Below are 12,603 nucleotides of genomic sequence, written 5' to 3'. Positions count from 1 at the left end.
ATATTTTATCTTTAATTAAATTAAACTCTCGATAATTATACGAATTTATATAGGGTTAATAATAAAACTAGTTTAAACTTTAAAATTCCAAGAAAAAAACGATGACATGCTTGGTGAAAAAAAGTAAATAAACTTTTCGAAGCTTAAACTTTGTGATTACAATTAGCGGTCAAAAAACTGGTTCCCAGTCGAATTATTTTAGTATTGAAGAATTAAGCCGTGTCTGACTCACAACAACGTATTTCCAAACATGTCATGATTATGGCTGCCGGCACAGGCGGCCATGTTTTTCCTGCGCTTGCTGTTGCCAAACAATTACAATCAGAAGGTGCTCAGGTTTCATGGTTGGCAACTCCTCAGGGTATGGAGAACCGCCTGCTTCAAGATCAGAAAATTCCAATTTACCAGATTGATATTCAGGGGGTACGTGGTAATGGCATACTTCGTAAACTCATGGCCCCCTTTAAAATTTTAAAGGCAACTTTTAGTGCTATGCGTTATATGAAGCAGCTAAAAATTGATGCGGTGGCTGGTTTTGGTGGATATGTTGCAGGACCTGGTGGCTTGGCTGCTCGTTTATTGGGTATACCTGTCATTATTCATGAACAGAATGCCGTAGCCGGTTTTACCAATATACAGCTTTCTCGTATTGCAAAAATAGTCTGTCAGGCATTTCCAGAAACTTTTTCGCCACAGTCCAAAGTGGTCACAACCGGTAATCCGGTTCGTAAAGAAATTGCTGAAATTCTAAATCCAAAATGGCGCTATGATCAGCGTGCAGCTGCACAGGCACCGCTAAATATTTTAATTGTGGGAGGCTCACTAGGTGCACAAGCATTAAATGAGCGAGTCCCTGCCGTATTAAAACAGTTTGATATGCCTTTAAAGGTATTTCATCAGTGTGGACAAAAACAGCTGGAACTTACCCAGTCTGCCTATCAGGGAGCACCAGCGAGTTTACAAGTTGAAGTACAGCCATTCATTACCGATATGGCCAAAGCTTATAGTGATGCTGACTTAATTATTTGTCGTGCTGGCGCACTTACTGTTACTGAAGTCGCAACTGCTGGGGTGGCTGCCATATTTGTACCTTTACCTATCGCTGTAGATGATCATCAGACTGCCAATGCCCGGTTTCTAGCAGATTTGGGTGCTGCCAAAATCTGTCAGCAAGCCGTCATGAGCCCTGAATATTTAAAAGAACTTTTAGCGCCCTTACTTAACCGCCAGTTACTGACTGAAATGGCAGTCAAAGCGCGGCAACAGGCACAACCGAATGCAACTCAGCACGTGGTTGATTTAATTAAAAAATTGTAATATAGAGTTTATTATGTCTCCTTCTATTCCTGCTGAACAAGTTAAAGAATTAATTAAAATTCCTGAAATGCGCCGTATCAAGCAAATTCATTTTGTCGGAATTGGTGGGGCAGGTATGTGTGGTATTGCCGAAGTACTTAAAAATCAGGGTTACTGCGTTTCAGGCTCAGATATTAAGGCCTCGAAGACCACAGCTCAGCTCGAAGAAAATGGTATTGAAGTATTTATTGGCCATGCGGCTGATAATATTAAAGGTGCCAGTGTACTGGTAGTGTCTACCGCAATTGATCCTGAGAACCCGGAAGTCAAAGCCGCGATCGAACAGCGTATTCCAGTGGTACGCCGTGCCGAGATGCTGGGCGAGCTGATGCGTTACCGTCATGGAATTGCAGTAGCAGGGACTCATGGTAAAACCACAACTACCAGTCTCCTGACCTGTATGCTGGCAGAAGAAGGTATGGATCCTACTTATGTTATTGGCGGCTTGCTGAACCGTACTGGTGTAAATGCTGCATTAGGAGCAAGTCGTTATATTGTAGCTGAAGCCGATGAGTCAGATGCATCCTTTTTACATCTTGAGCCAATGGCAGCCATTGTGACCAATATCGATGCTGACCATATGGATACTTATGGCGGTAGTTTTGATGTACTGAAAGATACCTTTATCCAGTTCCTTCACAAGCTGCCATTTTACGGCTTGGCAGTTGTATGCGGTGATGATGCCAATATTCGTGAAATCATGCCGCGGATCGCGCGTCCATTATTAACTTATGGCTTCAATCCAGACAATGACATTCGCGCTGTCGATGTTGAACAGGATGGCATGCGCAGTCACTTTACGGTATTACGTAAAGATCGTGAGCCATTACGCCTGACGATTAACCAGCCCGGCCTGCATAATGTATTAAATGCACTGGCAGCTATTGGTGTTGCAACAGATGAAGGTGTATCCGATGCGGCAATTGGCCGTGCACTGGAAGGTTTCAGTGGCGTGGGGCGCCGTTTCCAGGTTCAGGGTGAGTTTGGGCTGGAACAGGGTACAGTCAAGCTGGTCGATGACTATGGACATCATCCGAAAGAGGTAGAAGCTACCATCAAGGCTGCACGGCAGAGCCACCCTGACCGTCGACTGGTTATGATGTTCCAGCCTCACCGCTTCAGCCGTACTCGAGACTGTTTTGATGACTTTGTCGATGTACTTTCACAGGTTGACCAGTTACTGTTACTTGAAGTTTACCCTGCTGGTGAAAAGCCGATAGTGGGTGCGGACAGCCGATCGCTAGCACGCAGCATCCGTCTGCGTGGCGAGGTTGAACCAATCCTGATCGATCCGGTCGAAGGCAATCTGCAGAATGTTATACAAAAAGTGTTACAACCGAATGACTTGTTATTAACCCAAGGTGCAGGTAACGTGGGGGCTATTTCACTTGAACTCGCTCATCACCAGCTCTATCTGAAATAGGACTTTTGGGTCATTTAAAAAATATTAGTGATAAAACTTTAAGGATATCAACGTGTCAAATGCTTTAAAATTCGGCAAAGTTGCAGTATTGCTTGGCGGGAAATCAGCAGAGCGAGAAGTTTCGTTAGATAGTGGTCGTGCTGTGCTTGAAGCATTGATACGTTCAGGGGTGGAAGCCGAGGCCTTTGATCCACAAGAACGTTGTGTCACTGAACTGGTGAATTATGACCGCGCTTTTATTGTATTGCATGGTCGTGGCGGTGAAGATGGACAGATTCAGGGTGTACTGGAGTGGTTAAATATTCCATATACCGGCACAGGGGTACAAGGTTCTGCGATTGGTATGGACAAGATCAAAACCAAGCAGGTCTGGCAGGGCAGTGAACTGCCGACAGCCCCACACCGTATTGTGAGCAAAGATGCCGATGCTGATGAGGTAATTGCCAGTCTTGGTTTGCCATTCATCATTAAACCGGTACATGAAGGTTCAAGTATTGGCATGAGTAAGGTAGAAAAACCTGAAGACTTTGCTGAAGCTTTGGCCAAGGCCACTGAACATGATGCTGTAGTCATGGCAGAAAAATGGATTAATGGCCGTGAGTTCACGATCGTATTGCTAAATGGCCAGGCCCTGCCAGTTATCCGTCTGGAGCCACCAAAAGATGTCGCGTTTTATGATTATGAAGCTAAATATAATCGTAATGATGTGCAATATGGTATTCCTTGCGGCTTAAGTGAAGCTGAAGAGAAGACGCTTCAGGAGCTGGCCTTGCGTGCATTTCAGGCAGTGGGCTGTAAAGGCTGGGGCCGTATTGATGCCATGCAGGATGAACAGGGTAATTTCTGGCTGCTTGAAGTCAATACTGTACCAGGCATGACCAGCCATTCACTGGTTCCTAAAGCAGCCAAGGCTGTGGGTTATGATTTTGACCAGCTTTGTGTCACGATTTTGGAGCAAACACTGCAATATCATGGAGTAGACCAGTAAGCCATGGCTCAGCTTCCGACTTCTATGCGCCGTAAACCGCGGGCAGCAATTACTTCTATTCATGAAAAACCACCAACTCGGAAGGAAAAGCTTACTAATCTGGGTGGGTGGCTGATGCTGGTAATTGCCTGCTTGGTGCTGGTTATAGGAGTTTATGGTTTATACCGGGTTATGACAGATGCTACTGTAGCTGAACTTCAGGTAGTTGGAGCACGCTCCGATGCTGAACAGCAGCAGCTGGTCAAACATCTGGACCCGGTAATTCAGGCTAACTATTTTACCTCTGATCTGGAACAGATCCGGGACGAAGCCTTGGAAATATCTTGGGTAGATAGAGTCGTCGTATCACGTGCATGGCCAAATGCCATCCGGGTACGTGTTATGCCACGTCACGCAATTGCCCGTTGGGGAACAGGACGACTGCTTAGTGACAGTGGGGATATTTTTACTGAGGCGGTGTATAGCAGTCATCAGCAATTGCCCTTACTTCATGGTCCGGCCAGTCAGTCCAAGGTGATGATGCGCCGTTACAATGAGATCAATCAATTATTTCGACCAGTCAATTTGCGTTTAAAAGAACTTTATTTAACAGAACGTATGACTTGGTTTATGCAATTTGATTCTGGACTTCGTATTATCGTGGACCAAGATCAGACTATGAGTAAACTGCAACGTTTGAGTCATCTGGCACAAACTGACTTAAAACCAGTGTGGAACAAAATCTCGGCAATTGACCTGCGTTATCGTAATGGCCTGGCTATTCAGTGGAAAAGTGCAGCACCACCTAAAATTATAAATAGTCAGTTTGTTGTAACGTTTGATGACACAAGCATTGCAGGCGGAATAAGGGCAAAGCCATAATACGTGGCTTTATAAGATTGAGGCATTGGGCCAAATATAAACAACGAACATAAAATGGTAGTGAGTAATGAGTGAAGCTGTTCCCTCGGTTGTTGCGATTGATATTGGGACGCACAAAGTTTCAGTTTTAATTGGTAAGGTCCATGCTCCGGATAATATTCAGGTCATTGGTATGGCGAGTGCTCGCAACCGGGGTATGAATAAAGGAAAAATTGTCAGTCTCGATAAAGTCATTGCCGCAATAAAAAATGCTGTCGCAGAAGCAGAAAATATGGCGGAATGCCGTATCCACTCGGCCTGGGTGTCTATACCAAGTACAGAATTAAAAAGTTTCTATGCGGCTGGCCGTACCCCTGTTACAAATCCGGAACGTATTATCAGCACCAATGAAGTGGTGCGTGCGCTGGAACTAGCCAAGGCAAGCCATGTAACAGCAGACTACTATCTGGCCAGTGCTGTACCATTAGGTTTTGAACTGGATGACACGCCAGAATGGGTGCAAAATCCGATTAACATGTCAGCACAAAGTATGACCGGACATTATCAGCTAATGATGATGCCAATCAGCACTATGCAAAATCTTGACCGGGCCATGAAAGGTGCAAATATTGGGGTCGAGAAGATGGTGGTATCTTCTTTGGCAACATCGGAAGGCAGCCTGTTGAAAGATGAAAAAGAATATGGCGTCTGTCTGGTCGATATAGGCGCAGGTACCACCAATCTGGCGGTCTATCTTGATGGTCATTTAGCACTGGTTCATACCTTGCAGCGAGGAGGGGAGCATGTTACCCGGGATATTGCTGCTGTGCTGCAAACAACGACTGAGGAAGCCGAGCGTATTAAAATATTACATGGTTGTGTTGATTTGCATGCAGTAAAGCCTGATCATATGATTCAGGTACAAGGGATTGATGGTCCGCAAACGATTAGTCGCATTGAACTTGCAGAAATTATTATTGCACGCTATGAAGAAATTTTTTCTAAAATTCGAGAAGAACTAGAACGAAGTGGTGCAATTCATGGCTTGTATCATGGTGTCGTGCTTACAGGGGACGCATGCCAGATCGAAGGCATGGTAAATCTGGCGCGCCGTATGTTAGGTGTATCCGCCCATTTAGGTAATCCGCCTTTACAGGTGTATGCAGAAGAACAGCATCAGGCTTCTTTGCGTCGCTCAATGTATGCCACTGCTTCAGGCTTGCTACTTTTTAGCCAAAGTGAAATGCAGGCAACCGTTGATGAGCCGGAAGAAACAGAGAAGCGCCCATTCTGGAGTCGGGTTGCCAATGGATGGACTAACCTGAATAGCAAACTAAAATCGATCTTCTAGGATGTATGGGTTTTTTGGGAATATTGTTAGGAAGTTGTAAGTGAAAAGCCGTGTACTTGACAAGGTGAGCATTGCACAGCATTCTAAAAAATATTTTTTACAGATCAAGGCAGTATACGGGCTAAAGTGACTGCCACAATTTAATTAGGAAATCTAAAGGTCATGTTGTCCTCATTTGAACTAATAGAAGATGAACCAAGCGATAGCAACGGTCAGGCCCGTTTCACTGTATTTGGTGTAGGCGGTGGTGGCGGTAATGCTGTACAGCATATGGTGCAGTCCGATATCAAAGGTGTAAAGTTTGTCTGTGCTAATACCGACAAACAAGCTCTCGACCGGATGAACGCTCCATTTAAAATCCAGCTTGGCGAACAAAGTACACGTGGTCTTGGCGCAGGTGCTAATCCGGAAGTAGGACAGATTGCCGCTGAAGAAAGTCGCGAAGTAATCCGTCAGCATCTTGAAGGTGCTGATATGGTTTTTGTGACTGCTGGAATGGGCGGGGGAACAGGTACAGGTGCCGCACCTGTGGTTGCTGAAATTGCTAAAGAGATGGGGATTTTAACCGTCGGTGTAGTGACCACGCCTTTTAACTTTGAAGGCCGTCGTCGTCAGCGTTCTGCAGAAAAGGGTATTGATGCGCTTGAAGCTCATGTCGATTCCCTGATTATCATTCCAAACCAGCGCCTGCTCAGTGTGTTTGGTGATATTTCCATGCAGGATGCATACAAAAAAGCAGACGATGTACTGCTTAATGCAGTACGTTCAATCTTTGATCTGGTTGTACGTCCAGGGCATATTAACCTTGACTTTGCTGACTTGAAAACTGCAATGAGTACCCGTGGCTATGCCATGATGGGTGAAGGGCGTAGCAGTGGACAGGATCGTGCCGAGAACGCAGCCCGTCTGGCTATTCGTAGTCCGTTACTTGATAATGTTAATATCATGAATGCCAAAGGTGTTCTAATTAATATTACAGGTGGTGCTGACGTAACTTTACGTGAAACCGAGATTATTACGGATGTCGTTAACCAGATCGTGGATCTGGATGATGGTGAGGTATTCTTTGGTACGGTATTTGATCCAGATGCGCGTGATGAAATTCGTGTTACAGTCATTGCCACCGGTTTGACCCGTAATGCTGCTGATGCCGTTGAGCCAAAACGCCAGGCCCAGTCAGCTCAAGCACGCACTCAGGCTACCACCCATGTTTCTGTTGAAGAAGATGATGTGCCTGCTATCAGCAAGCGTCAGGCTGTAGAAGCTCCAGCAGCCTCTACACCAAGCTCTACGCCGCGTTCCTCACCAATGAGTATTCAGGATTACCTGAAAAACCAGCAACGCAAGTAAAAATGCAGCTAGTTTGAACAAAAGCTGATGTCTTTACAAAAGGTAGTGGTCAAACACTACCTTTTTGTTTTTTATCAATGGCTAAATATGCTAACGTATAGCGGTTTTTTAGGTGGAAGACAAAAAGCGAATGTTGAAACAGCGTACCCTCAAACGTATGGTCAAAGCCAGTGGCATTGGACTGCATAGCGGTCAGAAAGTCATGATTAACTTTGTTCCGCATACAATTGATGGCGGCATCATATTTCGTCGTATTGATCTAAACCCTCCTGTTGATATTCCTGCTGATGCCTTACTCATCCAGGAAGCATTTATGTGTTCTAACCTGGTGCAGGAAAATGCCAAGGTTGGAACCATTGAGCATGTCATGAGTGCAATTGCCGGCTTGGGAATTGATAACCTGATTGTGGAGGTTTCAGCCTCTGAAGTGCCGATTATGGATGGTAGTGCAGGTCCATTTATTTATTTACTCATGCAAGGTGAGCTGGTTGAACAAAATGCACCCAAGAAGTTTATTAAAATTTTAAAGCCGGTTGAAGCCTTGATTGATGACAAACAGGCTATTTTTACTCCCCATCATGGCTTTCAGTTAAATTTTACAATTGATTTTGATCATCCTGCATTTGCTAAAGAATACCAATCTGCCACGATTGACTTCTCTACTGAAACTTTCGTATATGAAGTTAGTGAAGCCCGAACTTTTGGGTTTATGAAAGATCTGGATTATCTGAAAGCAAATAATCTGGCGCTAGGAGCCAGTCTTGAAAATGCAATTGGTGTAGATGATACCGGCGTAGTGAACGAAGAGGGGCTACGTTTTTCAGATGAGTTTGTACGCCATAAAATCTTGGATGCAGTAGGTGACCTATATCTGCTCGGACACCAGATCATTGCCAAATTCGATGGCTATAAGTCTGGCCATGCTTTAAATAATCAGCTGCTACGCAATGTGCAGAGTGATCCCAGTAATTATGAAATTGTAACATTTAATGACATTGAGGACTGCCCAATTTCTTATGTAAGTCTTTCATAAGTCATTGTCTTTATATGGTTATGTTATAACGTAACATGTAAAAATGTGAAATAATTCTCTAAATATCTTCTCTAAAGTAATTGTATATTGCGGCCATGTTACTTTTTATTGCTTGCCAAACGTAGCAAGGCTTGGCTAAGCTTGGGGTCGCTCACAAAGCCAGCAGCATTTCGTAACATTTCCTGTGTTTCTGGTGCAAGTGATTGAGAAGATGCAGTTCTGACAGGAGTATCAGGTTGTCTAGACCTGAGATAAGGCCGGATCTGTTTCAGATCTTTCAGTTCAGCATGTTGAGCTAACTTAGAAATATATTGCTTTTGCAGGTAGCCGAGCTGACTAATCAAGGCTTGATTTTCACCAGTTACCGTCAAAATGCCGTATTCATAACACACGACTTGCCATTGTTCCGGTTGGGGTAATAGCGGTTGAATTAGTTTCGTAAGTTTCTGCCATTCAGCAACTTGCGCTTTAAGAAACGTTAAGTTTCCTGTTTTTAGGTGTTTTCTTGTCTGTTGAAAGACGTTGAAAGGTTCTGACATACATATTTTCCACATAGTAATGTCTTAATCTTATGCGCTTGTTTCAGCTGATATCAAGGAAGAGATCACAAGGAACCTTGAGTAAGAACAGTTAAATGAGGTTTTTATGCACACGCGTCGTATTTTACTAGCGTTTTCACTCGCCGCATCAGCTGCATCAGTTGCATTTGCAGATCTGGTTGAATTAAACGGTACCACATCATCACCAGATCGTCTTGAAGAACTTACCCGCACTTTGGCTCAAGGTTCATATTCTCAGCCGGATGATATTAATATTCCAGCAAACACGAATGTCAGCATTACTCTTCGTGAGAAGACTGTTGAGTTGAATAATGAATCTTTAGCAAAAAAGTACGGAACTAAAGCGACCCCATCTTATAACTCCAGTAATCCTTATTCGTGGCTAGTCAGCCATCCCCTACCTGATATGAAACGTGTCAGTTCTAATTACGGTGGCCGTGTTATGGGTGGCCGGGCTGAAAATCATTCAGGTCTGGATCTATCTGCACCTAGTGGTACTCCAATCTATGCAACTGGCCCAGGTATTGTGACCAAATCAGGCTGGGGTACAGGCTATGGCCAGTATGTAGAAATTAATCATGGTAATGGTTATTTAACTCGCTATGCCCATGCTTCACGTTTGGTCGCCCGCGTAGATGACCGTGTTGAAGCGGGTGAACATATTGCAAATGTTGGCTGTACCGGCCGCTGTACCGGCCCTCACCTTCATTATGAAGTAGTCAAAGATGGCCAGCGCAAGAATCCTTCAACTTACCTTGCTATGCTGCCATAAAATTATAGTATCACCACTTTTAATATGAATTGTATGAAAAATCGCCTATATTGGCGATTTTTTGTTATTCTGAGTAATAAAACGTCACTTGGTATTTATCTTATGAATAATTCTCCATGATGGCATTCACCTGCGGCGATACCTGCTCTATACGAAAACATGATACATATAGGGGATAAGACAGGAAGATTAAGAGAAAGGTGAGTTATGGCGTTTTACGGTGATACCGACGCACAGGAAACACAAGAATGGCAAGATGCTTTTGATTCAGTACTACAGCATATGGGTACAGAGCGGGCAGCATTTCTGCTTGAAAAATTGTATCAGCGCGCGATAGCTAAACATGTTCCTATTCAGCGTCTCAATACGCCATATCTCAATACAATTTCAGTAGATGAACAGCCTGCTATGCCGGGTGATCAGGATATGGAGCGAAGAATTCGCGCTCTGATTCGCTGGAATGCCTTAGCAATGGTGTTACGTGCTAACAAGACTGGTGATGATCTTGGTGGTCACTTGGCAAGTTTTGCATCTAGTGCCACCCTGTATGATGTAGGTTTTAACCATTTTTTCCGTGCTGCTAGTGATAATTTCGGCGGTGATATGATCTATTATCAAGGTCATTGTGCACCGGGCATTTACGCACGTTCATTTCTGGAAGGCCGACTCACTGAAGAGCAGCTCGGCAATTTTCGCCGTGAAGTAGGCGGAAATGGTTTACCAAGCTATCCACATCCTTATCTGATGCCAGATTACTGGCAATTCCCGACAGTATCTATGGGCTTGGGACCAATCATGTCAATTTATCAGGCCCATATTCAGAAATATCTGATGAACCGTGGCCTGATTAAAGAAGAAGACCGGAAAATCTGGGCGTACTTGGGTGATGGCGAGATGGACGAGCCAGAGAGTCTGGGTGCGATTTCATTGGCAGGTCGCGAAAAGCTCGATAACCTGATTTGGGTGGTGAACTGTAACCTGCAGCGTCTGGATGGCCCGGTGCGTGGTAATGGTAAAATTATCCAAGAACTAGAATCACTGTTCCGTGGGGCAGGCTGGCGAGTAATTAAGGTAGTGTGGGGTCGCCACTGGGATCCGTTACTGGCCAAAGATACCTCTGGTGCATTAAAAGCTGCAATGGAAGAAGCAGTAGATGGTGACTATCAGCGCTATCAGGTTAAAGGTGGAGCCTATACGCGTGCTCACTTCTTCGGTAAGTACCCGGAAGCTGAAGAGCTGGTAAAGAATTTAAGCGATGAAGATATTGATAATCTGAATCGTGGCGGTCATGACCCGTACAAGGTCTTTGCTGCCTATGCTGAGGCCACCAAAGCCAAAGGTCAGCCGACAGTTATTTTAGCTAAAACGGTAAAAGGTTATGGACTGTCTGAAGAAATTGAAGCGGTAAACAAGACGCATCAGATCAAGAAAATGCAGCTTGAGTCACTGAAATATGTTCGTAACCGCTTCAATCTACCATTTAATGATGAACAGCTTGAAGAATTGCCATTCTATCGTCCGAGCGAAAATTCTCCCGAGCTAAAATATCTTAAGGCACGGCGCGAAGCTCTAGGAGGTTATCTACCGGCACGACGCAAAGAAAGCTATGCTCTGGATATTCCAGAACTGTCAGTTTTTGATGGCGTTCTACGTGGCAGTAATGGTAAACAGCAATCTACCACCATGGTAATGGTACGCCTGATCTCAGCATTGCTTAAAGAAAAAGCAATTAAAGATCATGTTGTTCCGATCGTACCGGATGAGGCACGTACTTTTGGCCTGGAAGGCATGTTCCGGCAGTTAGGTATCTATGCGGCACATGGTCAGCAGTATACGCCAGAAGATAATGAACAGCTCATGAATTACCGTGAAGCCAAAGATGGGCATATGCTTCAGGAAGGTATTAACGAAGCCGGGGCCATGAGTGCTTGGGCTGCACTGGGAAGTAGCTATTCAACCAATAATTTGCCGATGATTCCGATGTACATGTATTACTCCATGTTCGGTTTCCAGCGTATCGGTGATATTGCCTGGGCTGCAGGAGATGCGCAGGCTCAAGGTTTCTTGCTGGGTGCAACTGCAGGCCGTACTACCCTAAATGGTGAAGGTTTGCAGCATCAGGATGGTCATTCACATATTCTGGCCAGTACCATTCCAAACTGTGTTTCATATGACCCTTGCTTTGGTTATGAGCTGGCTGTTGTGGTACATGATGGTTTGCAACGCATGTATGTAAATCAGGAACGTGTGTTCTATTACCTGACACTCATGAATGAAAACTATGAACATCCACCAATGCCACAGGGTGTAGAAGAGGGCATCAAACGCGGGATGTACCTGCTTGAAGAAGATGATAAAGCCACTGTCCAGTTGCTGGGTTCAGGCGTTATTCTGCGTGAAGTGATCAAGGCTGCTAAAATTCTGCGTGAGGAATATCAGGTTCATGCCAACGTCTGGAGCGTCACCAGCTTCAATGAACTGGCACGTGATGGAATGGCATGTGAAGAATATAACCGCCTGCATCCGTTAAATGAACAAACCCGAGAATCTTGGGTTTCTCAGCAGCTGCGTGGTACAGATGGTATCGTGGTTGCAGCAACGGATCACATGCGTACTTATAGTGAACAGATCCGCGCTTATCTGCCAGATAACCGGCCTTACGTTACATTAGGTACAGATGGCTACGGCCGTTCTGATACCCGCGCCAATCTTCGCAGTTATTTTGGTGTAGATGCAGCTCATATCGTGGTTGCCACTCTGAAAAAACTGGCAGATGAAGGTGAAGTTGAAAACCGTCTGGTTAAAGATGCTATTTCCAGTTTTGAGCTGGAAACAGACCGTCCGGTAGCTTGGGCACCTCAAGCTCATCCGGAAGTCCAGACAGTTGCAGAATATCAAGAACCAGTATCAGGTGAGGAGAACTAAGCCCT

10 protein-coding genes are annotated in these 12,603 nt (G+C 44.7%); 9 read left to right on the top strand and 1 reads right to left on the bottom strand.

Translation table 11 applies throughout. The features are described 5' to 3' along the window. The first annotated feature begins 219 nt into the window (after positions 1 to 219). From murG to lpxC, 7 genes are all read left to right on the top strand, one after another. A complete protein-coding gene (gene murG, locus N518_RS0104320) occupies positions 220 to 1,317 on the top strand; it encodes an undecaprenyldiphospho-muramoylpentapeptide beta-N-acetylglucosaminyltransferase (protein ID WP_005024035.1) in 1,098 nt (365 codons plus the stop codon). A gap of 13 nt (positions 1,318 to 1,330) precedes the next feature. Beyond that, positions 1,331 to 2,779: a UDP-N-acetylmuramate--L-alanine ligase gene (murC, locus tag N518_RS0104315; RefSeq protein WP_005017818.1), complete on the top strand. Its 1,449-nt coding sequence runs from the start codon at positions 1,331 to 1,333 to the stop codon at positions 2,777 to 2,779. Between the two features lie 52 nt (positions 2,780 to 2,831). After that, entirely contained in the window at positions 2,832 to 3,767 is a 936-nt protein-coding gene (locus tag N518_RS0104310; RefSeq protein WP_005405197.1) for a D-alanine--D-alanine ligase, read from the top strand. Positions 3,768 to 3,770: 3 nt separating this feature from the next. Beyond that, complete coding sequence (locus N518_RS0104305) at positions 3,771 to 4,628, top strand: cell division protein FtsQ/DivIB (RefSeq protein WP_005405196.1); 858 nt, start codon at positions 3,771 to 3,773, stop codon at positions 4,626 to 4,628. Between the two features lie 67 nt (positions 4,629 to 4,695). Continuing rightward, positions 4,696 to 5,958: a cell division protein FtsA gene (gene ftsA / locus N518_RS0104300; protein WP_005017834.1), complete on the top strand. Its 1,263-nt coding sequence runs from the start codon at positions 4,696 to 4,698 to the stop codon at positions 5,956 to 5,958. A gap of 165 nt (positions 5,959 to 6,123) precedes the next feature. Further along, positions 6,124 to 7,308, top strand: a complete 1,185-nt coding sequence (ftsZ, locus tag N518_RS0104295) for a cell division protein FtsZ (RefSeq protein ID WP_005404658.1) — start codon at positions 6,124 to 6,126, stop codon at positions 7,306 to 7,308. 130 nt (positions 7,309 to 7,438) lie between these two features. Beyond that, positions 7,439 to 8,341 carry a UDP-3-O-acyl-N-acetylglucosamine deacetylase gene (gene lpxC / locus N518_RS0104290; protein WP_005405195.1) on the top strand — a complete coding sequence of 301 codons (903 nt, stop codon included), beginning with the start codon at positions 7,439 to 7,441 and terminating at the stop codon, positions 8,339 to 8,341. 98 nt (positions 8,342 to 8,439) lie between these two features. Here lpxC and N518_RS0104285 read toward each other — a convergent pair whose 3' ends face one another. After that, positions 8,440 to 8,880 carry a DciA family protein gene (locus N518_RS0104285; RefSeq protein WP_005017837.1) on the bottom strand — a complete coding sequence of 147 codons (441 nt, stop codon included), beginning with the start codon at positions 8,878 to 8,880 and terminating at the stop codon, positions 8,440 to 8,442. 106 nt (positions 8,881 to 8,986) lie between these two features. Between N518_RS0104285 and N518_RS0104280 the strand changes: the two genes are divergently transcribed. Further along, on the top strand, positions 8,987 to 9,673 hold the full coding sequence (locus N518_RS0104280) for a M23 family metallopeptidase (RefSeq protein ID WP_026444014.1): 687 nt from the start codon (positions 8,987 to 8,989) through the stop codon (positions 9,671 to 9,673). Between the two features lie 207 nt (positions 9,674 to 9,880). Next, positions 9,881 to 12,598 carry a pyruvate dehydrogenase (acetyl-transferring), homodimeric type gene (gene aceE / locus N518_RS0104275; protein WP_005024048.1) on the top strand — a complete coding sequence of 906 codons (2,718 nt, stop codon included), beginning with the start codon at positions 9,881 to 9,883 and terminating at the stop codon, positions 12,596 to 12,598. The last annotated feature ends 5 nt before the right edge of the window (positions 12,599 to 12,603 follow it).

The sequence above is a fragment of the Acinetobacter sp. UNC436CL71CviS28 genome (assembly GCF_000620525.1).
GTDB lineage: Bacteria > Pseudomonadota > Gammaproteobacteria > Pseudomonadales > Moraxellaceae > Acinetobacter > Acinetobacter radioresistens.
Note: the sequence above shows the minus strand (reverse complement) of the source record. Positions and strands in the feature narration are given on the sequence as shown.